Genomic DNA, 24615 nt, shown 5'->3' with positions numbered 1-24615 from the left:
ATAGAAAATAATGGCAGTTTACGGAACAGGAGCGTTAGATATGTACAATACAAAAAAGGAAAAAGTTCTTTTCTCCATAACGGAAAAAAACGATCAAGGGAGGAGTTTTTATGAAGTGGACAATGGCTTACCTATAACCCAACAAGAACAATTACATCATTATCTTAGAGAGGCGGATAAAGACACCATTTGTGTGCCGTCAACTCGTTCCATGAGAATTGTCACCGATCCTTTTAACTATACTCATGAAGACCAAGTTCTCCCGATTCAGCCAGAACAATTATTTTTTATGGACTACACATCCAAAAAAGACTTGGAAAACACGGATGTTCTAGATATCGGTCTTGGATCAGGCGTATTGAGTATTTTTTCTTTGTTAAATGGAGCCGCATCTTGCGTCGGGCTCGACATCAACTCAAGAGCAAAGATGTTGGCCGGATACAATGCTGTCATTAATAATATTGATAAAAATTTTCATATCAAGGATGGCGATGCTGCTGACATTTTCCGATCAGTCGATGGCAAAAAATTTGGCTTTATCTGCTCTAATCCACCGTTTGAGCCAACGCCGCCAGGGATTGATTATTACGTAAATTCAGCCGCAGGGATTTATGGCTTGGATTTTGTAGATGATATCTTGGCTAATGTTGATCGACATTTGCTTGATGATGGCCTCCTCCAATTGGTTACGATGGCGCCCGGAAACGCAAAAAAACCATTCAAATTGTACGAGTCCATAGAAAAATATCTTCCGGGCTGTTCGGTCGAGATCGTGCTAGATCTACAGCCCATTCTTTACGCGGATTTTGTCGATAGATTTAAGAATATTTTCGGCCATGACGATGAGTTAATAAACCATATGAAAAAGACCGCATCTGATGATGGCGTGACTCATTTGCATATGCTCATATTGAAATATAAGAAGGGCAGACATGGCCGCATTACCGAAATAAACGCGCAGAAAGTATATGAAACGTGGTCCACCCCATTGGGGGTATAGCGACCTGCATCAAAGCGCTGCCCACGATCGTGAGCAGCGCCAACTGAGTTAAGTCAGAGCGGTTACAAAAAAATAACGCTGACTGATTAGAGAGGAGGAGCGGATGTTAATGGCGCAATACTTAAAGCAATATTTTCGGCCTTTGTTGGTGACGGCGACCCTTTCTTGTATCGGCGCCATGTTAACCATCGGCCTACTTGCCTATATCAATCGACTGGCGACGGAAGGATTGCCACAAGCACATTGGAATTGCCTTGCGGTGGGGTTGGGATGGTTCGTTGCGCTGTGTCTAGTCAATGGCATCGCGCAGATTATCCTAGCGCAGCTTGGTAGTGAATTTGTGGCTCAGCTACGTAAAGATTTATCCAAAGAATTCATTAGAGTTGAATATCACAAGCTGGCCAATCATAAATCATCAATCTTCGGCGTTTTGATTGAAGACATTAACCGTATCGGTCCACTGGTCTTACTCGCGCCACATCTTGCCTACAATATCGCCCTTGCTCTGGTCTGCGGGATTTATCTGCTCACGCTGTCAAGCCCGCTTTTCCTCACTTTGATAGCGGGCTTAAGTCTTCCTCTCGGACTTTCATTCTTTTTGGTTAAATCAAGTCGCGTGCAATTCGATGCAATGCGGCGTAGTGAAGAAGCGCTATTTGAGCATTTCCGCACGATTGCTGATGGCAAGAAAGAAATGCTCTTGAGTCAGGCACGTGCCGAACACTTTCATAAGGTGCTTTTGCAGCCAGCCATTGCACAAGCGCAAACCTTCATGAGGCAAGTCCATCTGCGCTGGAATATTAATGAAGCATGGACCTCCGCGGCGTCATACGCTATCGTGTTTATCGTTGTCTATCTAGGATACGCAGCATTCGCGCTGCCCTCCGACGTCATTGTGCGCTTTGTCATCGGCGCGCTGTTTATGGTGGGTCCTTTAATTTTTGTGATCCACGCGGGCCAACCGGTGGGGGTCGGCCTGAGCAGTTTGCGCCATATTAAGCGCGTTGGTCTAGACCTACGCTCTGAACTTGCTGCCGCCAATCCATTTGCAGAGCCACAAGTGAATATTGATTGGCAGTTTATTCACGCCAGAGATCTATCCTATCGCTACCCAGAAAGCGAAATGGGCCAAGGAGTCGGCCCCGTCAATCTAAGTATCTGCCGTGGTGAAATGGTATTCATCGTGGGTAGTAATGGCAGTGGTAAATCCACTCTGATGCATTTGTTGTGTGGTTTATTGCCCCCCAGCTCAGGGCGACTCTGTCTTGACGAAGATACTGTTCCATACGGATCGAGCGCATACAGAGAGCGCTTCTCCAGTGTTTTTGGTGATTTTTTCCTTTTTTCTCATGTGCTCGACTCAAAAGGCAATGTCTTACCTGATATTCGGACTCGCGCGCTATTGCGTGACTTAAAATTAGAGAAGCAATTGCATGTGGAGCATGGCAAGCTTTCGCACACGAATCTTTCGACGGGACAGCGTAAACGTTTAGCGCTCCTGCAATGTTACGCCGAAGATCGAGAGATTTGTCTGTTCGACGAGTGGGCTGCGGACCAAGATCCACGCTTTCGAGAACATTTCTATCTTACCTTGCTGCCACAGCTTAAACAGCAAGGAAAAACGCTCATTGTCATCAGTCACGATGATCGATATTTTCATCTGGCAGATCGTTTAGTCAAACTGGAAGATGGCCACATTGTTTTTAATGCAGTTGCTAATGCACAGATAGACAGCAATGACGCTCCTATGCCGAACATGTCTGCCGTGAATAATCTAGCCGTTGGCTCACTCGCATGAAGCAATCCATTTATGTTGATAGCAAGCGCAATCAATAATAGATAACTCTATATTAAAGACAGTTAAAGACAGAACAACATAAAACTCGCTCATTGAGCGCAAGGAGCTGATGTGAACGATCAAATAGCTGAACTTGAAAACCTCGTCGAGGAGGATGAGGTTTATTCACCTGTATACGAGAAGCAAAATGGACAGCTACTTGCCGAAGCTGTGGCGACACAAGCCGGGCTTCACCCGAGCAAGCGCCTGCCTAAGCTCACAAAGAAGCAGTCTAAGGACATCACTGAGATTCATAAGACGCTAGCACCGAGCGAATCGTTCTGGCAAAACCGCTTGGCGCGCCTACAGCCTTTGCAACTCCCCTTTGAGCAGCGCGAGAGCGGTGCCGAACCTGAATGGTTGGCCAGTGCATGGTGTGCGCCACTGCGAGCAAAAAATCAATCGAGTCAGCCACTGACGGTGCTATTGAGTGCGTTAGCCATTTATCTGTCTCGCCTCACAGAACACGCTCAATTCCAAATCGGTTGGCATGTAGATAACGCCGAAGACGAGTTGAAAGTGCTCGCCGGCTTAGCGTCTGTAGTGCCAATGGAAATCACCGTTGACTTGGATCAGCCTTACGCAGCGGTCTCTGACGCTATCGAAGCAGAATACGCCCGACTTGGGCAGCACCACACATTCGTACCGGATTTGATTGCCAGGCACCCAACTTTGAGTAGCCTACCGGAGCTACGGGCGGCTCGCCCTTGGCAGGTGGCTGTGTCTGTGTTATCCGATGACACACAATCGCATCTCGTCTCCTGCACTGACGCAGTGGGGGCGCTGCTCACTCTTCAAGTCAACGCCAGCGGGGCTTTTCGCTGGGTCTATGATGCCAAGCGCTTAGCTGCGGACCAAGTCCAGCGCATGAGTGAGCATTTACAGGAGTTAGGCCGGGCGTCGTTGAATGTGGATGGAACCACTACGCCAGCATGGAAATTGGACCTGTTGCCGCCCGCAGAGCGGGAGTTGCTGCTGAATACCTGGAACGCGACGGTGACGTTGTATCCAGAGCACTCGTGTCTCCACCAGTTATTCGAAGAACAGGTTGCACGTACGCCAGAAGCCACCGCGATCATATATGAGGATCAAGTATTGAGTTATGCCGAACTCAATGCACGCGCCAATCAACTGGCGCATCATCTTCGCGCATTGGGGATTGGGCCAGAAGAGGTGGTGGGGTTGTGCGCCGAGCGCTCCTTCGAAATGGTGGTGGGATTATTGGGTATCTTGAAGGCGGGCGGCGCTTATTTGCCGCTGGACCCGAGTTATCCGCCTGAGCGCATCGCTTACATATTGGAAGATGCTCGCGTCACGGTGTTAGTTGGCCAGTCACACCTTGAGGGGAAACTGCCGCAAACCCATGCTCAGTACGTGTGTCTGGATACAGACTGGGCTCAAATCACAACTCAGCCCGAGACCCTACCAATAAGCGGCGTGACGCCTGACAATCTCGCCTATATCACATTTACATCGGGTTCAACGGGCAAGCCCAAAGGCGTCATGACCCGACATGGCGGCGCGGCTAACTATTTGAACTTTCTAATCCGCCATTACGACCTTACGGCGACCGATGTGGTCTTGAATGTCGCGAGCCTTGCCTTTGACGCTTCCGTGCGTGATCTACTCGGCCCACTTGCAGCAGGTGGACGAACAGTGCTGGTGCCAACTGCGCAAGCCAAAGAACCGTACACCTATGTGTCCGTGATTAACGCACGGTCCGTCACGAAATTACTCAGTATCACGCCGAGTTTTCTGCGCAGCTTATGCCAGGCTGCCGAGAACCAGTCAATGGGCCATACCTTACGCACCATTTTGACGAGCGGTGAACCACTAGAGGCGGATTTGTGCGCTCAAGTGCAAAAGACGCTCGGTGCTCAGGTAACCGTAGTCAATCAATACGGTCCGACCGAATGCACCATGACTTCAACGTGGTTCACGGCAGTGCCTCAAGCAAACGGTATTGTGCCGATCGGCCAACCTCTGTCAAATGCACGGGTGTATGTGCTCGATCGACATCTGGAGCCCGTGCCACGGGGCGCAATAGGCGAACTGTATATTGCTGGCGCAGGCCTGGCGCGCGGCTATTTCAACCGACCTATGTTGAGCGCCGAGCGTTTTATAGCGAACCCGTTTGGGCAAAGTGAGCGGCTCTACAGAACGGGCGATTTGGCAAGATGGCGCCCAGATGGCCAGCTCGAGTACCTAGGTCGAATCGACTATCAGATTAAAATTCGGGGCTTTCGGATTGAGCCTGGCGAAATCGAGACGTACCTCGTCGAACATCCGCTGGTGCGTGAAGCCGTCGTGCTCGCGCTGGGTGAGCACAGCGACAAGCGGCTCGTCGCCTATGTGGTGGCTGAACCCGACGAACAGCTTGCCCATACACTACGCGCACACCTCGCGGCTGAGTTGCCTGAGTATATGGTGCCTGCTGCTTTTGTGCGCCTCGATGCATTCCCGCTCACGCCCAATGGCAAGCTCGACCGCCGCGCACTGCCAGCACCAGCCGATGAAGCCTTTGCCCGTCAAGCGTATGAAGCGCCACAAGGCGAGATTGAGAGCGCACTTGCCGCGATCTGGACTGAGCTGCTCGGTGTCGAGCGCGTCGGCCGTCACGACAGTTTCTTCGCACTCGGTGGCCATTCGCTGCTCGCCGTGCGCCTGATGAATCGCGTCGCAACGCTGGGCGCTGAACTGCCATTGGCAGCACTGTTTGCCTCACCCAGCCTCGCCGCGTTCGCCGCGCTGGTTAACCAGCGTCTAACCCAAGGACACAATACGCTCCCGGCGATCACACCTGTATCCCGCGAGGACGCCCTGCCACTGTCGTTCGCCCAGCAACGCCTGTGGTTTCTGGCCCAGCTCGATGGCGTTAGCGACACCTACCATATGTCCCTGGCCATTCGCTTGCGCGGGGCTCTGGATCGGGCTGCTTGGCAGCACGCATTGAATAGCTTGTTTGCGCGCCACGAGGCGCTGCGCTCGATCTTCATCACCGTCGATGGCCAACCCCAGGTCCAACTACTGACCCCCAAGTCGTGCCTGCCAACGCGCTGGCATGACCTGCGTAAAGCCCCAGATGCTGATGTGCAGCTAGCGCGTTTGAGCGCCGAAGAAACGCAGGCATCGTTCGATCTGGCAAAGGGTCCGCTGATTCGAGCGTGTTTGATCCAACTCGCTGACGATGAACACGTGTTCCTATTGACGCAGCACCATATCGTTTCAGATGGATGGTCGCAGGGGGTGTTCCTACAGGAATTGAGTGCGCTGTATGCGGCTTACCAAGCTAGTGAGCCTGATCCATTGCCACCGCTTACTATCCAATATCCAGACTACGCGGCCTGGCAAAGACAATGGCTCTCAGGTGAGCGGCTTCGGACTCAGAGTGCTTACTGGCGCGCAACGCTGGCCGATGCGCCGGTGCTGCTCGATCTGCCCACCGACCGGCCCCGTCCGCCTCAGCAATCCTTTGCCGGGGCTCAAGTGCCAATTCGCCTTGATACACAGATGACGCGCTCGCTCAAACGCCTGAGTCAAGAGCACGGCGTGACCCTTTTTATGACCGTATTGGCCGCCTGGGGCGCGGTCCTGTCCCGTCTTTCCGGCCAAGACGACATTGTCATCGGCACACCCAGCGCCAATCGCAACCACCCTGAGATCGAGCCCTTGATTGGCTTTTTCGTTAACACGCTCGCACTGCGTATCGATCTGGCCGGCGAGCCGAATACAGTTGAATTACTTGAGCAAGTAAAGCGTAGCGCACTTGCCGCTCAAGCCCATCAGGATTTGCCTTTTGAGCAAGTGGTGGAAATTGTACAACCGCCGCGCAGGCTGGATCATACCCCTCTATTCCAGGTCATGTTCGCTTGGCAAAACAACGAGGTGGGCGAATGGTGCCTGCCTGCACTAGAAGCGATATCAGTCGCATTGAGCAATGACGTTATTCGGTTTGATCTTGAACTGCATATACAAGAGGTGAGCGACGAGATCGCCGGGGAATTATGTTATGCAACCGCCCTGTTTGATCGTCAGACGATTGAGCGGCAGGTTGGTTATTTGCATGCAATGTTGCAAGCGATGGTGACCGATGCCAAGCGATCTGTTACCGCTGTTGATATCCTCACGCCAAGCGAGCGAGCACTTTTACTCGAGACGTGGAATGCAACAGCAACACCGTATCTGGAACAGCAATGCATTCATCAGTTGTTTGAAGAGCAGGTGGCTTGCACGCCACAGACCACTGCACTAGTGTACGAAGATCAAATATTGAGCTATGCCGAACTCAATGCGCGTGCGAACCGTCTTGCGCATCAGCTGATTGAATTAGGTGTTCAACCAGATACGTGCGTGGCGATCTGTGTCGAACGCTCACCAGCGATGCTAGTCGGGCTACTGGCGATTTTAAAAGCAGGGGGCGCTTATGTGCCACTCGATCCGGCGTATCCAAGCGAGCGTCTTACGCACATCCTCGCCGATGCAAGGCCAACCATTCTGCTTGCTGATGCGATTGGCCGCGCTACACTAGGCGAGGCAACGCTTGCCTCATTAAAGGTGCTTGATCCGAATAACTTGCCGCCATTGCCCATCACCAATCTGCAAGTCCGTGAACTGACTTCACGTCATCTTGCTTACGTGATCTATACCTCCGGGTCCACTGGCATACCCAAGGGTGTCATGGTTGAGCATCGAGTCATTGTGAACCTTGCTCAAGGGCAGACGGGCTATTTTGATATTCACCCTTCCAGCCGGGTCTTGCAGTTTGCCTCCCCTAGTTTCGATGTGAGTATCTGGGAGATCATCACAGCCTTAAGTTGTGGCGCGAGCCTGTATTTGCCGCCTGCTGCCGTCCGCCTTGATCGGGATGCGCTGTGGAATTATTTAGATAGATATGAAATCACTCATGCGATATTACCCCCCGCTCTGCTTCAAGAGGGTAAGGATTTACCCAGCCTAAAAACCCCTCTGACACTGATTCTGACAGGTGAAGCGCCGAGTACAACATTGCTTCAAAACTTGATCCACCGAGGCGTCGTCTTCAATGCCTATGGCCCGACAGAAACTCACGTGGCAACCGTTTGGGCTACGACACGGTGTTACCTTAACAATGCAATGTCCTCCATCGGCCGACCAATTCCAAACACTCGGCTCTATTTATTGGATGCACATGGCCAGCCAGTGCCTCTAGGGGCAGTGGGTGAGCTATATATTGGCGGGGACGGGGTCGCACGTGGCTATTTGAACCGCCCCAAATTAACCATTGAGCGTTTTCTCCGCGATCCATTTAGTGAGGATAAAGATGCTCGCATGTACAAGACTGGGGACCTAGTCCGCTATCTGCCTGATGGCAATTTGGAGTTCCTTGGCCGTAATGACCATCAGGTCAAGATTCGTGGCTTCCGGATCGAACTTGGTGAGATCGAGGCGCGCCTAGTCGAACATCCACAGGTGCGCGAAGCCATCGTGCTTGCGCTGGGCGAGGACAGCAATAAACACCTAGTTGCCTATGTCACGGCAGAACCTGACGAACAACTCGCTTATACACTACGCGAGCACCTCACGGCCAGTTTGCCGGAGTACATGATGCCAGCAGCCTTCGTGCGGTTGGATACGTTGCCGTTGACACCTAACGGTAAGCTTGATCGTCGGGCGCTACCGGCACCGAACAATGACGCTTTTGCTCATCAAGCGTATGAAGCCCCGCAAGGCGAGGTCGAGACCGTACTTGCCACAATCTGGGTCGAGCTGCTCGGTGTCGAGCGCGTCAGCCGCCATGACAGTTTCTTCGCGCTCGGCGGCCATTCGCTGCTCGCTATGCGCTTGATGAACCGCGTCGCAAAGCTGGGCGCTGAACTGCCATTGGCAGCACTGTTTGCCTCACCTCGCCTCTCAACATTCGCCGTGATGGTTAACAAGCATCTGACCCAGGGACAAAATACGCTCCCGGCCATCACACCTGTGTCCCGCGAGAACGTCCTGCCTCCTTCTTTCGCTCAGCAACGTCTGTGGTTTCTAGCCCAACTCGATGGCGTCAACGATACTTATCATATTCCTCTAGCTATCCGCTTGCGCGGGGCTCTGGATCGAGTTGCTTGGCAGCACGCATTGAATACTTTGTTTGCGCGCCACGAAGCACTACGCTCGACCTTCATCACCGTCGATGGCCAGCCCCAGGTCCAACTACTGGCGCCCAAGTCGGGCCTGCCAACGCGTTGGCATGACCTGCGTAAAGTCCCAGATGCCGATGCGCAGCTAGCGCGTTTGAGCGCCGAAGAAACGCAGGCATCCTTCGATCTGGCAAAGGGTCCGCTGATTCGTGCACGCCTGATCCAACTAGCTAACGATGAACACGTGTTCCTATTGACGCAGCATCATATCGTTTCAGACGGCTGGTCTCAGGGTGTGGTCCTGCAGGAATTGAGTGTACTGTATGCGGCTTACCAAACGGGTGAACCCGATCCATTGCCACCGCTTACTATCCAATATCCAGACTACGCCGCCTGGCAAAGGCAATGGCTCTCAGGTGAGCGGCATCAGACTCAGAGTGCTTACTGGCGCGCAACGCTGGCCGATGCGCCGGTGCTGCTCGATCTGCCCACTGACCGACCCCGTCCACCTCAGCAATCCTTTGCCGGGGCTCAAGTGCCAATTCGCCTTGATGCGCAGATGACGCGCTCGCTCAAGCGCTTAAGCCAAGAACACGGCGTGACCCTTTTTATGACCGTATTGGCCGCCTGGAGCGCGGTCCTGTCTCGACTTTCCGGCCAAGACGACATTGTCATCGGCACACCCAGCGCCAATCGCAACCACCCTGAGATCGAGCCCTTGATTGGCTTTTTCGTTAACACGCTCGCGTTGCGTATCGATCTGGCCGGCGAGCCGAATACAGTTGAACTGCTCAAGCGCGTTAAGCACAGCACGCTAACCACTTATGCTCATCAGGATCTACCTTTCGAACAGGTTGTCGAGATTGTGCAGCCGCCACGACAGTTGGACCATACGCCACTGTTTCAGGTCATGTTTGCTTGGCAAAACAACGCGGCGGACGAGTGGCTCTTGCCCGCTCTTGATGTCACGCCAGTTGCATTGAACCAGGATACTGTCAAGTTCGATCTCGAACTGGGTCTACAAGAGGTGGGCGACGAGATCGTCGGGGAATTGTGTTATGCAACTGCCCTATTTGATCGTCAAACGATTGAGCGGCAGTTCGGCTATCTGCATATCATGCTGCAGGCGATGACGGCTGATGCTAAGCGATCTGTCGCCACTGTCAATATCCTCGCGCCGGCCGAACGTGAACTCTTGCTCGAGACGTGGAATGCGACGGCAGCGCCGTATCCGGCACATCAGTGCCTCCACCAGTTGTTCGAAGAGCAGGTTGAGCAGACACCGGACGCCACCGCGCTCGTGTACGAGGACCGGACGATTAGTTATGCAGAATTGAATGCGCGGGCGAACCGCCTCGCACACCATCTAAGGGGCTTGGGCGTGCAGCCTAACAGTCGCGTAGCGCTGTACGCACAGCCCAGCGTAGAGATGGTGGTGGGAATGCTCGCTACGCTCAAGTCCGGTGGGGCCTACGTGCCGCTTGATCCTAATTACCCTGCTAAGCGTCTAACTGACATGGTAACGGACAGCGCGCCGGTAGTTCTGCTGAGCATCGGTGCGCCACACGCTGCCGTGGTGCAATGCCTAAGAGCCGATGTGCCTGTCTTGGATCTGCAGACTGACGTAGCTCAATGGAAGCGCCGAAGCAGCCGCAATCCGAGCCCACATAAACTTACACTGAGTGCAGAGCATTTAGCCTATGTGATTTATACGTCGGGTTCCACCGGCCGGCCTAAAGGGGTTATGGTCCAACACCGGGGCGTGGTTAACCTAGTGACAGCAATGGCCGAGCGGCTAGACCTCAGCCCGCAGGACCGGATATTGCAATTTTCTTCGCTGTCCTTCGATGCCTCAGTCGGAGAAGTATTCGTCACTTTGACCCAAGGCGCTGCCTTGGTGCTGCGTACTGATGCCTGGTTGACTGGGGCCCAGCAATTCTGGTCCCTGTGCGAGGCCAACCGCGTCAGTGTAATGGATTTACCTACCCAGTTCTGGACGCAGCTGGCCCAGGAAAAGGTACCCGTCGCGGACAGCGCACGCGTGATCATGATTAGTGGAGATGCATTGAGTGCGTCAGCGCGTAGCGCATGGTTTGCTAGCACTGGCTATCGGCCACGCTTATTGAATGTTTATGGTCCGACCGAAACGACGATTAGTACCACGGTCCATGAGGTGACGGCCGATGATTGCCGCTGGCGTACGATTGGCCGACCGATTGCAAACACGCGTATTTATATACTAGATACATCGATGCAGCTGACGCCAGTCGGGGTGGCTGGAGAACTCTATATCGGTGGGATCGGTGTTGCGCGCGGCTATCTGAATCGCCCTGAATTAACCGCTGAGCGGTTCCTCCCAGATCCGTTCAGCGATCGGGCCGATGCCTGGATGTATAAGACGGGTGACCTGGTCCGTTACCTGCCCGATGGCAATTTGGAGTTTCTCGGGCGTAATGACCATCAGGTCAAGATCCGAGGCTTTCGAATCGAGCCCGGTGAGATCGAAGCCCGCCTCGTCGAGCACCCACAGGTGCGCGACGCTGCCGTGCTCGCGCTGGGCGAGGGCAGCGACAAACGGCTCATTGCTTATATCGTAGCTGATCCTGACGAGCAACTCGCCAGCACGCTACGCTCGCACCTCGCGACCAGGCTGCCTGAATATATGATGCCGGCTGCTTTCGTACGCTTGGATACGATGCCGCTGACCCCCAATGGCAAGCTTGACCGCCGAGCGCTGCCCGAGCCAGACGACGGGGCCTTCGCCCGCCAGGCGTATGAAGCGCCACAAGGCGAGATCGAAGCCACGCTGGCAAGCATCTGGGCCGAGCTGCTAGGTGTTGAGCGTATCAGCCGTCACGATAGCTTCTTCGCACTCGGCGGCCATTCGCTGCTCGCCGTGCAGATGATAGAACGCCTGCGCCGTCTTAATCTTGCAGTTTCGGTGCGCGCGCTGTTTGATACACCCACGCTTAGTGTGTTGGCTCAATCACTGAGCCAACACCGTGCTGTGGCTACACCACCTAACCTCATTACACCTGACATCGCCGCACTAACACCGAACCTACTACCGTTGATTGATCTTACCCAAGCTGAGGTCGACTGTATCGTAGAACAGACCCCAGGTGGGGTGGCTAATATCCAAGATATCTATGCACTATCTCCACTACAGGATGGCATTCTATTTCACCACCTGCTGGCGACTAAGGGCGATCCGTATTTGTTGGCTGCTCAGATGGCCTTTGCCAACCGGACTTTGCTCGATCGCTACCTGGATGCTGTCCAGCAGGTAGTCAATCGCCACGATATCTTGCGCACCGCTTTTGTCTGGGAGAGTCTGTCAAAGCCCGCTCAGGTAGTCTGGCGTCGGGCACCACTGTCGATCACAGAACTCTCCTTGGACCCAGTCAATGGACCGATCACTGAGCAGTTGATCCAGAGCTTCGATCCCCATCACTATCGGATTAATTTAACTCAAGCCCCATTAACGCGCTTCGTGATCGCGCAAGATAGTGATGACCGCTGGCTGCTCATCGAATTGCAGCACCACCTCGTTGGCGATCATTCGACGCTGGAAGAAACGCGTATTGAAATTCAAGCCTTCCTCGAAGGCCGGGGCGATACGTTGCCCCCTCCACAGCCCTTTCGCAATCTGGTCGCGCAGGCACGCTTAGGTATAAGCCAAGAGTCGCACGAGCGCTTCTTCACGGAGATGCTTGCAGAGGTGGATGAGCCCACGCTGCCTTTCGGGCTGGCTGAGGTCCATCGCGACGGTGCCCAAGTCACCGAGTCGCACTGCATGCTGCCGCAGGATTTGAATAACCGCCTCCGCACCCAGGCCAAGCGGCTGGATGTGAGCCTAGCCAGTTTATGCCATCTGGCTTGGGGGCAGGTCCTTGCGCGCACCAGCGGTCAACAGAGGGTGGTGTTTGGCACCGTGTTGTTCGGGCGAATGCAGGCAGGGGAAGGGGCAGACCATGCGCTAGGTCTGTTCATCAACACACTACCGCTACGCATCGATTTGAACTGTCGCAGTGTTCAGGACAGTGTGCGTCAAACCCAGACACATTTGGCTGCCTTGCTTGAACATGAACACGCGTCGCTAGCGCTGGCCCAACGTTGCAGTGGCGTACCGGCCGGCACCCCCCTCTTTAGCGCATTGCTGAACTACCGGCACAATACCATACCGTTGAGCGAGAGCTTAACAGCATCTGGTATTGAATTTTTAGGCGCACAAGAGCGCACGAATTATCCGTTCACCCTGTCGGTGGAGGATTTTGGTAATGCATTGGGTTTAACTGCTCAGGTTGTAGAGCCGCTGGATCCGGTGCGGATGTGCAACTATATGCAGCAGACTTTGAAAAGCTTAGTGGAGGCACTAGAGCATGCGCCCGACATGCCGGTTTGGCAGCTGGAGGTACTACCCAACGAGGAGCGCGAATGTTTGCTTCAGACTTGGAATGCAACGGAGCAGGATTATCCGAAACACCGATGCATTCACCAGCTGTTCGAGCAACGAGTCGAGCGCACGCCGAACACCACCGCGCTCGTGTACAAAGGTCAAGTATTGAGCTATGCCGAATTGAATATGCACGCCAACTACATCGCGCATCAACTCATCGAACTGGGCGTTCAACCGGGCGACTACATTGCTACATTGCTTGAGCGCTCAGTGGAGCTGGTTGCTACACAACTAGCGATCCTCAAGGCGGGAGCTGTCTATGTGCCAATTGATCCTCAAGCTCCGGTGGAGCGACAAACCTGGATCGTGGCCGATTGCGCAGCATGTCTATTGATCACCGATGCCTATACCGAAGTTCCAGCTAATCTGCTTACACCCCTGCTGCGTCTGAATTTGAGTAATGTAAACGAAACCGACACAGCTAGCACCAATCTCAACCCGGTCCGTTCCAATCTCGATCCCGCTTATGTGATGTACACCTCCGGCTCCACTGGCACCTCCAAAGGGGTGCTCGTGCCGCATCGCGCCATTGCCCGCCTCGTCATCAACAACGACTACGCCGACATCGGTGCCAATGATCGTGTGGCCTTTGCCGCCAATCCTGCTTTCGATGCGAGCACCTTTGAAGTGTGGGCACCTTTGCTAAATGGGGGCACGCTTGTCGTGATAGATCGCGACACCGTTCTTACACCCGATTCTTTTGTGCAAACTTTGCAAGAAAAGAGCATTAACATAATGTGGTTGACTGTTGGGTTGTTTAACCAATTGGCGGAGGTACTAGAGCCAGTATTCCCACAACTTAAGACATTGATTGTAGGTGGAGATGTGCTTGATGCTAACGTCATCGCGCAAGTTCTGCGTCATGGCCCGCCCCAACGACTGCTCAATGGATACGGTCCGACCGAAAGCACCACTTTTGCTACAACATATAGAATAATTTCACTCCCAGAAGACGGCCGTAGCATTCCGATCGGCCAGCCGATCGCGAACACCCAGGTTTATCTTCTGGACACATACGGCCAACCCGTGCCATTGGGCGCAATAGGCGAACTTTACGTTGGCGGGGCTGGCGTCGCATGCGGCTATCTGAATAGTCCTGAATTGACCGCCGAGCGTTTTCTTCCTGATCCCTTCAGCGATATTGAGAATGCTCGTATGTACAAAACGGGCGACCTTGCCCGCTACTTGCCCGACGGTAATCTGGAGTTCCTGGGGCGCAATGATCATCAGATTAAGCTCCGCGGCTTTCGGATTGAGCCGGGCGAGATCGAGGCGCGCCTCGTTGAGTATCCTCAGGTGCGTGAAGCCGTTGTGCTTGCGCTGGGCAAGGATAGCGACAAGCGCCTGATTGCTTATGTCGTGGCCGAACTGGACGAACAGCTTGCCAGCACGCTACGCTCGCACCTCGCGACCCGGTTGCCTGAATATATGATGCCGGCCGCCTTCGTACGCCTGGATGCACTGCCACTGACACCCAATGGCAAACTCGACCGCCGAGCATTGCCTGCGCCAAATGACGAGGCCTTTGCCCGTCAAGCGTATGAAGCGCCACAAGGCGAGATTGAGAGCGCACTTGCCGCGATCTGGACTGAGCTGCTTGGTGTTAAGCGCATCAGCCGTCACGACAGCTTCTTCACGCTCGGTGGCCATTCACTGCTCGCCGTGCGCTTGATGAACCGCGTCGCAATGCTGGGCGCTGAACTGCCATTGGCAGCACTGTTTGCCTCACCCAGCCTCGCAGCGTTCGCCGCACTGGTTAACCAGCGTCTAACCCAAGGACAAAATACGCTCCCGGCGATTACACCTGTATCCCGCGAGGACGCCCTGCCACTGTCGTTCGCCCAGCAACGTCTGTGGTTCCTAGCCCAGTTCGATGGCGTCAGTGATACTTATCATATTCCCATGGCTATCCGCTTGTACGGAGCTCTGGATCGAGCTGCTTGGCAGCACGCATTGAATACCTTGTTTGCCCGCCACGAAGCACTGCGCTCGATCTTCATCACCGCTGACGGCCAACCCCAGGTCCAACTACTGGCATCCGAATTGGGTCTGCCGATGCACTGGCATGACTTGCGAGGGGACCCCAACGCTAATGTGCAACTGGATGTTTTGAGCGCCAAAGAAGCGCAGGCACCGTTCGATCTGGCAAAGGGTCCGCTGATTCGCACCTGTCTGATCCAACTCGCTGACGATGAACACGTATTCCTATTGACGCAGCACCATATCGTTTCAGACGGCTGGTCTCAGGGGGTGTTCCTGCAGGAGTTAAGTGCGCTGTATACGGCTTATCAAGCGGGTGAACCCGATCCGCTGCCGCCGCTTACTATCCAATATCCAGACTACGCCGCCTGGCAAAGACAGTGGCTCTCAGGTGAGCGGCTTCAGATTCAGAGTGCTTACTGGCGCACAACGCTAGCCGATGCGCCTGTGCTGCTTGATCTGCCCACCGACCGACCCCGTCCACCGCAGCAATCCTTCGCCGGGGCTCAGGTGCCGGTTCGGCTTGATGCGCAGATGACACGTTTGCTCAAGTGTCTGAGTCAAGAGCATGGCGTAACCCTTTTTATGACCCTGTTGGCCGCCTGGAGCGCGGTCCTGTCCCGGCTTTCTGGTCAAGGCGATTTCATCATCGGTACACCCAGCGCCAATCGTAACCACCGTGAGATCGAGCCTTTGATCGGCTTTTTCGTTAACACACTCGCGTTGCGTATCGATCTGGCCGGCGAGCCGAATACAGTTGAATTGCTCAAGCGCGTTAAGCACAGCACACTGGCTGCGCAGGCTCATCAGGATCTACCCTTCGAGCAGGTCGTCGAGATTGTACAGCCGCCACGAAAGTTGGACCATACGCCACTGTTCCAGGTCATGTTTGCCTGGCAAAACAATGAGGCGGATGAGTGGTGCTTGCCTGCTCTGGAGGTGACGTCAGCCGCATTGAACCATGATACCGTCAAGTTTGATCTCGAACTGGGTCTACAAGAGGTGGGCGACGAGATCGTTGGGGAATTGTGTTATGCAACCGCTCTATTTGATCGTCAGACGATTGAGCGGCAGGTCGGCTATCTGCATGTCATGTTGCAGGCGATGACGGCTGATGCGAAGCGCTCTGTTGCCACGATCGATATTCTCGCGCCGGCCGAGCGCACTCTTTTACTCGAGACGTGGAACGAAACGGTAGCTCCTTATCCAGAAAATCAGTGCATTCATCAGTTGTTCGAAGCACAAGTCGAGCGTACACCACAGGCTACTGCGCTTGTGTATGAGGATCAAGTATTAACTTATACGGAACTGAATATGCGCGCCAACTGTCTCGCGCATCAGCTCATCGAGTTAGGCGTGCAACCGGATGCGCGCGTGGCAATCTGTGTGGAACGCTCACCGGCAATGGTGTTGGGATTGTTGGCAATCCTAAAGGCGGGTGGCGCCTATGTGCCGCTTGACCCTGCCTATCCTAGCGAGCGTCTTGCGCATATTCTCGCCGATGCGGCGCCGTCGATCTTGCTGGCTGATGCGATTGGACGCGCTGTGCTGGGCGAGGCGGTCCTCGCCTCGTTGACTGTGCTCGATCCGCATAGATTGCCACAATCGTCCATCGCTAATCCGCAGGTCTCTGAGCTGACTTCACGTCACCTCGCCTACGTAATCTACACTTCCGGCTCCACCGGCATACCCAAAGGAGTAATGGTCGAGCATCGCAGTTTGGTAAATCTCGCTCAGGCGCAGACGACTTATTTTGGGGTTCGCCCATCCAGCCGGGTCTTGCAGTTTGCCTCTCTCAGTTTCGACGCAAGCGTCTCGGAAATCTTCATGGCCTTAGGCTGCGGTGCAGGACTGTATCTGCCACCCGATAGCAGCCGTCTTGATCGGAATGAACTGTGGGATTATTTGGCGAGATATGCGATCACTCACCTTACATTACCGCCTGCACTGCTTCAGGATGGTCAGGATTTACCTAGCTTGAGCACGTCTCTGACACTGATTTTGGCAGGCGAAACACCCAGTACAACATTGCTTCAAACCTTGCTCAGCCAAGGTGTCATCTTCAATGCTTACGGTCCGACGGAAACCACCGTTTGTGCCACTGCATGGCGGTGCTCACCAAACTTCAGTAGTGAAGTGGTCCCGATTGGCCGACCGATCGCTAATACCCAGCTCTACCTATTGGACACACACGGCCAGCCTGTGCCATTGGGGGCGGTAGGCGAACTCTACATTGGTGGGGCGGGTGTCGTGCGCGGTTATCTGAACCGCCCCGAATTGACCGCCGAGCGGTTCCTCCCCGATCCGTTCAGTAACCGTGAGAATACCCGCATGTACAAGACGGGCGATCTAGCCCGCTACCTGCCCGACGGCAATCTGGTGTTCCTGGGCCGCAACGACCATCAGATCAAGATCCGCGGCTTTCGGATCGAACCCGCTGAAATCGAGGCACGCCTCGTCGAGCACCCGCAGGTGCGTGACGCTCTCGTGCTTGCGTTGGGCAAAAGCAGCAACAAGCGCCTGGTTGCTTATGTCGTGGCTGAACCGGACGAACAGCTTGCCAGCACGCTACGCTCGCACCTCTCGACCCGGTTGCCTGAATATATGATGCCGGCTGCTTTCGTACGCTTGGATGCGCTACCGCTGACACCCAACGGCAAGCTGGACCGCCGAGCACTGCCTGCGCCAGATGACGAGGCCTTCGCCCATCAAGCGTATGAAGCCCCGCAAGGCGACATCGAGACCGCACTTGCCGCGATCTGGGCTGAGCTGCTCGGTGTCGAGCGCATCAGTCGTCACGATAGCTTCTTTGCGCTTGGAGGCCATTCGCTGCTCGCCATGCAGATGATCAGTCATATTCGCGCCAAGTTGGGCGTCGAGGTTGCCCTGCGCGCACTGTTTGGCGCACCTACCATCGCAGGGCTAGCGCAATGTTTACTTAAGCCAGAGGGCGTCCAAGGCGATTCATTTGACGTTTTGTTTCCCATTCAACCCAAAGGCACACGCCCCCCACTTTTCTGCGTCCACTCCGCTGCTGGCCTGAGTTGGAGTTATATCGGTCTATCTAAACATTTAGACATGGATCAACCCATCTATGGCCTGCAGGCCCGAGGACTCAATGGCGCTGGGGCGCCTGCGGAAACCATCGATGCCATGGCGTCGGACTATATCAAGCAAATTCGTCGCATTCAGCCTAACGGGCCTTACTATCTGCTCGGATGGTCCTTTGGCGGCCACGTCGCTCACAACATCGCAACACAACTCGAGCAACAAGGCGAAAAAGTGGCGCTGCTTGCTTTCTTAGATAGTTATCCAAATTGTTCTCAGTTGGTCGATGAACCAGCAATGGATCTAGAGAACGACTACATCGATTTTTTTGCTCGCTACAGTGATGAAAATACTCCAAATGCAGGAGAATATTTATGGGAAAAAACCCGAGATGCGATCAAAAATAACATCCTTCTTGCAAAGAGTTTTTCCCCGCTCATTTATTGCGGCGACGTGCTCTTATTTCGGGCAACAATACCGACAGATGAATCCATCCAGCTCGCCTCTCCTGATTTATGGAAGCCTTACGTTCTTGGTAATATAGAGATTTACGATATTCATTGCAAACACAGCGATATGGATAGGCCCGCGCCAATCTCTGAGATCGGACGCATTCTGGCTCAGAAACTAGGTAAATTAATGAAGGATCGACCGCCCCAAAGCAAAAGGAGACTTTAGTATGACCCATCTAGCCGGTGTAAATATCTCCGTTGTCATTCTTAAGGAGGGTTGATGATTAAGGATGATCCGTTTGGACAAGGTCACCTAGGTCTTCTGGGTGGAATGGGTAGCGAGGCAACGGCACACTTTCTACGCACGCTTGCCCAACGCTCATCCGCAGTAGCTGATCAAGATCACGTTCCATTTACGTTACTTTCCTGCCCGGAAATTCCGGACCGCTCGAGTGCGGTCGAGACAGGGGATGCGAGTGTCCCGGCGATGATTCGCGCGCGTCTAAGGCAGTTGGAGCAAGCTGGCTGTGGTGCCGTGGCCATTCCGTGCAATACTGCCCATTATTGGCGTCACGACTTCACTGCATCGTTGCAGGTACCGCTGATTGATATGGTATCTGTGACTGCAGAACACGCTGCGCGTCTGGGTGCCAGAAATGCGGTGGTTTTGGGTACGCGCTCCACGATCCGGTATCGATTGTACGACGCCGCATTGAAGGATTTTGGGATTCAGCCCATTGATGTCAGCGACGAGGTTGTCCACTCAACACACTCTGCCATTGCCCTTGCCAAGTCTGGAAACCTCGATAGTTCATCAAAGCACTTGGCATACTCTCTGGCGGCGAGTCGTGCGTTACATCCTGACGTGATCATTCTGGGTTGCACCGAGTTGCCTATGGTGTTGCCTGCGGCGACAAAAGATGCGGATTTGATCGATTCGACTACGTGCCTTGCTGACGCATGCATACACTGGTGGCGATCTAGGTTGGAGCTAGCCGCTGAACGTACTAATTTAACGGGGCTACAACTCAGTAGGTAAAAAATATCAGTTTTTGCCGCCTCTGCCCAGCCTTACGCTCCAGTATGAGCAGCAATGAATTCTTTCAAAGACTGCACATCAGGCGGCACCACTTTGAAGCGCACCGGCAACTCTTCAATACCGGCGAATGCAACTGGCCTTGCAGGGTCTTGCCCCAATGCCTCGCGAATGGCCGCACTGAATTTAACCGGCTGCGCCGTTTCAAGCACCACCATCGGTACGCCAGGCTCTAGATAACGGCGAGCCACCGTCAGGCCATCGGCAGTATGTGTATCAATCATGGTGGCATAGCGCGCATAGATATCCTGGATTGCCGCCATACGCTCTTGATGCGAACTCCTGCCTGAAACAAAGCCAAACTGGTTAATGCGCGCAAAATCGCTGCTGCCTGATAAGTCAAAACCTTTCTTGGCTTCAAGTTCATTAAATAACTGCCGCACACGCGCTGGATCGCGCTCAAGCAGATCAAATACAAAACGCTCAAAATTCGATGCTTTTGAAATATCCATACTCGGGCTGCTCGTATGATACGTACGCGCAGCGTCGCGGACGCGGTAACTGCCCGTACGGAAAAATTCATCCAGCACGTCATTTTCATTGGTCGCTACAACAAGTTTATCAATCGGCAACCCCATCATGCGGGCAATATGTCCCGCACACACATTACCGAAATTACCCGAGGGGACACAAAACGAGACTTTAGGGAGTGACTGGCCACTCCCCCCCTGCCCCACTACTGTTGCAGTAGATCCAGCCGGAAAAGCCTCAGTGGCTCCTTCTGCGCAAGTAAGCATTGGCTCAGTTGCCGCCAACCAACCTTTCACGTAGTACACAATTTGCGCAACTACCCGCGCCCAATTGATCGAATTCACGGTGCCAATCTTATGCCGCGCTTTAAACGCGTGATCGTTTGAGACCGCTTTGACTAAATCTTGGCAATCGTCAAACACCCCGGCAACCGCAAGATTGAAGATATTCGGATCTTGCAAGCTATACATCTGTGCGCTTTGGAACGCACTCATTTTTTGATGGGGCGAGAGCATAAAGACACGAATCCCCTGCTTGCCACGCATCGCATATTCGGCGGCGCTCCCTGTGTCGCCTGAGGTTGCGCCAAGGATATTGAGCTGCTCACCTGATTTTGCCAGCATATACTCAAAGAGTTGGCCAAGCAGTTGCATCGCTAGGTCTTTAAACGCCAGCGTAGGGCCATTGGATAGCTCAAGCAGGTAAAGAGGTGCGCCTTTTTCGGTACCCAAGGCTTTAAGCGGTGTGATCTGTGTCGCCCTCTCAGACTCACGCGCATGGCTATATATTTGAGCCGTATAGGTGCGGCGCGTAAGCGCCCGCAAATCATAAGCGGGAATATCGTCACAGAATTTTGCGAGAATTTCATAGGCAAGATCTGCATATGACAGGCCTCGCCAGCGCTGAAGTTCGTCCCGTGTAATCGAAGGGTAGACTGCAGGTAGATACAACCCACCATCTTCAGCTAGGCCGGCAAGCAAAATATCGGTAAAGGTCCGGCGCTCGTCCGCATGAGCACCACGGGTAGAAATGTAGTTCATGCACTAACACTCTTCATTTAATGTTTCAATCCGCAGTTTAGTCATTTGCGGCATCACCGTCGGCAATGCACTCATTTGCTCAATCGCCGTGTTTATTTGCTTTTCAAGTGTCAGATGGGTAATTAAAATTAAATCATCCGTCTGATTGCCGCCCGCGCATTCAAGCAGATGGAATTTTTTTTGCAACAGAGCATCAATTGAAATGTCGTTATCAGCAAGAATCTTTGTGATGTTAGCCAATACCCCTGTCACGTCCGCCACGCGCAGCCGTAAATAATAACTACATCTCACTTCACTGATTGGCAAGATTGCCAATTTTGATAGTCGATCCGGCTGAAATGCCAGAGGTGGCACACGATGGCTTTGATCTGCAGTCTGCAGGCGCGTCACATCAATAAGATCGGCCACCACGGCAGAGGCCGTAGGCTCCCCTCCCGCGCCCTTGCCATAATAAAGTGTCGAACCCACTGCATCACCGTACACCACGACTGCATTCATCGCCCCTTCAACATTGGCCAACAAATGTTTAGCCGGGATCAAAGTTGGATGCACGCGCAACTCAATTCCATCTGCAACACGCCGTATAATACCCAGTAGCTTGATTCGGTAACCCAATTCTTCTGCATATTGAATATCAAGGGCCGCAAGTCCTTGAATACCCTCAATATATGCGCTCTCAAACTGTACTGGCACGCCAAAAGCAATCGCGCTCATCAGCGCTGCTTTGTGGGCAGCATCTATGCCTGCAATATCCATGGTTGGATCGGCCTCTGCGTAACCAAGGCGTTGAGCACGATTTAGCGCTGCCTCAAAATCAATTCCGTGCTCGCGCATTTCAGACAAAATAAAATTTGTTGTGCCATTGATAATGCCAACAATCCATTGAATTCGGTTAGCGCTTAATCCTTCACGAAGAATTTTGATAATCGGGATACCACCGGCGACAGCGGCCTCGAATGCTACCATCACTCCGTGCTTACGCGCCATGGCAAAAATCTCAGTGCCATGGACCGCAAGCAGGGCTTTATTGGCCGTCACTACATGCTTGCCCTGTGCGAGTGCACGCAACACTAATTCTCGCGCAATCGTGGTACCACCAATGGCCTCTACCACAATATCAAGGGTTGGATCGTCGACCAATGCATGAGCATCTGTATCCAATACAACTGAATCGGTTGCGCCTAGTATTGCCCGCGCTTTGCCGATATCGCGTACGGCAATTCGTTTAATTTCAATGCCGCACCCGGCCCGGCGGCTAATTTCGCCGTGATTGCGCAGGAGCACACTCCATACGCCCTGACCGACAGTGCCAAAACCCAAAAGCCCGGTTTTAATTGTTTTCATCTAAAAACTTACCTGTACAGAAAAATGGGTGAACGTGCGCTAAAACACCGTAATCGAATTTTTGTTGACTAAATCGAATCTTCGTTGACTATTTAGCATCACTAGTTCCTGAACGCTACTCTTGTTAAGTAGGTCAACTTCGCCAAAACTACATTCTAGAGAAGCGCCCTTCATTTTACATAGTAGAGGGCGCACCATAAGTAAAAAATACAGAACCAGACAGGAAACCCTTAATGAGCACTTTTTCTTTAGGCACATTTGCTTTTACGCGCAAACTTTGGCGGCAACTTGCAAACCGGCCTAGAAGCGACGGTCCGCTACATTATTCGCCAAGCCAGAACTCTCTCTGGTGGCATTGGATGGATAAGCGCATTGGCATTATTCCGCTGCCTGTATATTGTCTAGTTGTGATTTGCTTGGGTACTTTACTCACGCTGGGTAAAATCTCAGGCGATATTTCAATTATGATTGCCATTCTTGCAGTATGTGGCTTTACCTGCGCCGAACTAGGAGCGCGCATTCCAGGCCTACGTAGAATCGGAGGACCCGTTATTGTCGCCACCTTTTTGCCCTCCTGCTTGGTGTATTATCAATTACTGCCTAATGAGTTAACCCAATCAGTCAAAGATTTTTGGCAAACGACCAACGTATTATATTTGTTTATTGCTTCCGTTGTCGTTGGCAGCATTCTTAGTATGGATCGCCAAGCTCTGGTCAAAGGCTTCGCTAAAATTTTCCTGCCACTCGCTGCTGGCTCAGTCATTGCCGCGATTGTAGGTACCCTCACTGGAATGGCCTTTGGCTTAGGCGCGCATCATACTTTCTTCTATATTATTATCCCAATTATGGCCGGCGGCATTGGTGAAGGAGCAATTCCGCTTACCCTTGGCTACGCTGACATTTTGAACCTACCACAAGGGCAATTGTTTGCTCAGATTGTACCCGCTGTCATGCTCGGCAATTTGACTGCGATTATCTGCGCTGCCTTACTCAACCAATTGGGCAAACGCTATAGCCGCTATAGCGGAGAAGGTCGTTTGCATGCAAGTGACAGTGGCATTTTAGCAAAACATGCCGATGCTTCTACCGTTACAGTTGAACATATTGCAGCCGCCGGTATGGTCGCCATCTGTTTATATATGTTGGGCATGCTAGTGCATAAATTGATTGGCCTGCCGGCTCCTGTCGCCATGCTATTTTTGGCTGTGCTCGCCAAATTAACTTATGCGATTTCACCAAAATTAGAAGATGGCGCACGCACTGTTTATCATTTCTTCTCTAGTACTGTGACTTACCCACTGCTGTTTGCAATCGGCGTCACAATTGCGCCCTGGGACCATTTAATGGCTGCTTTCACAGTGGCTAACATCATCACGATTGTTGTCACCGTGGTGACCCTTACGACAGTCGGCTTCTTTGTTGGGCGTTGGGTAGGGTTATATCCGATTGAAGGGGCCATTATCAATGCCTGCCACAGCGGCATGGGAGGGATTGGCGACGTAGCTATTCTAACCTCTGCTAATCGCTTACAGTTGATGCCATTTGCGCAAATGGCAACTCGTTTAGGTGGCGCCCTGACGATTACTGTTGCGATTATTTTGCTCGGCACCATAACCTGAAGGCGGCATCCTTTTCAGATCAAAACTTTGTAAAGGATGCAGTTGCTTGCATAAACTGCGTAGCCGCCCCCATTAGGTCGCATCTTTCTTGGTTATATTTAAAACGTAATCCACTATATAAACGGTTTTTATTATTTATATGTACTAGTTCTGAGCTCAGCT

At 53.0% G+C, this 24615-nt stretch carries 7 protein-coding genes; 5 read left to right on the top strand and 2 right to left on the bottom strand.

What is annotated here, in order from left to right; genetic code table 11:
• The first annotated feature begins 10 nt into the window (after window positions 1-10).
• The 4 genes from KMZ15_RS02500 (at window position 11) to KMZ15_RS02485 (ending at window position 19922) form a co-directional block, all read left to right on the top strand.
• A complete protein-coding gene (locus KMZ15_RS02500; protein ID WP_223693845.1) occupies window positions 11-1000 on the top strand; it encodes a 50S ribosomal protein L11 methyltransferase in 990 nt (329 codons plus the stop codon).
• 103 nt (window positions 1001-1103) lie between these two features.
• A complete protein-coding gene (locus KMZ15_RS02495) occupies window positions 1104-2798 on the top strand; it encodes a cyclic peptide export ABC transporter (protein WP_223693843.1) in 1695 nt (564 codons plus the stop codon).
• A 111-nt stretch (window positions 2799-2909) separates the two neighbouring features.
• Window positions 2910-19109 carry a non-ribosomal peptide synthase/polyketide synthase gene (locus KMZ15_RS02490; protein ID WP_223693840.1) on the top strand — a complete coding sequence of 5400 codons (16200 nt, stop codon included), beginning with the start codon at window positions 2910-2912 and terminating at the stop codon, window positions 19107-19109.
• Window positions 19110-19163: 54 nt separating this feature from the next.
• Window positions 19164-19922, top strand: coding sequence for an aspartate/glutamate racemase family protein (locus tag KMZ15_RS02485; RefSeq protein ID WP_223693838.1), 759 nt, complete (start codon window positions 19164-19166; stop codon window positions 19920-19922).
• A 32-nt stretch (window positions 19923-19954) separates the two neighbouring features.
• Here KMZ15_RS02485 and KMZ15_RS02480 read toward each other — a convergent pair whose 3' ends face one another.
• Complete coding sequence (locus KMZ15_RS02480) at window positions 19955-21490, bottom strand: threonine synthase (RefSeq protein ID WP_223693836.1); 1536 nt, start codon at window positions 21488-21490, stop codon at window positions 19955-19957.
• Between the two features lie 3 nt (window positions 21491-21493).
• Window positions 21494-22834, bottom strand: coding sequence for a homoserine dehydrogenase (locus KMZ15_RS02475; RefSeq protein WP_223693833.1), 1341 nt, complete (start codon window positions 22832-22834; stop codon window positions 21494-21496).
• Between the two features lie 233 nt (window positions 22835-23067).
• Between KMZ15_RS02475 and KMZ15_RS02470 the strand changes: the two genes are divergently transcribed.
• Window positions 23068-24453, top strand: a complete 1386-nt coding sequence (locus KMZ15_RS02470) for a 2-hydroxycarboxylate transporter family protein (protein WP_223693830.1) — start codon at window positions 23068-23070, stop codon at window positions 24451-24453.
• Window positions 24454-24615 lie beyond the last annotated feature (162 nt).

Origin of the sequence: Mycoavidus sp. HKI (genome assembly GCF_020023735.2) — a bacterium.
Classification (GTDB): Bacteria; Pseudomonadota; Gammaproteobacteria; order Burkholderiales; family Burkholderiaceae; genus Mycoavidus.
This window is presented reverse-complemented; position numbering and strand designations above follow the sequence as displayed.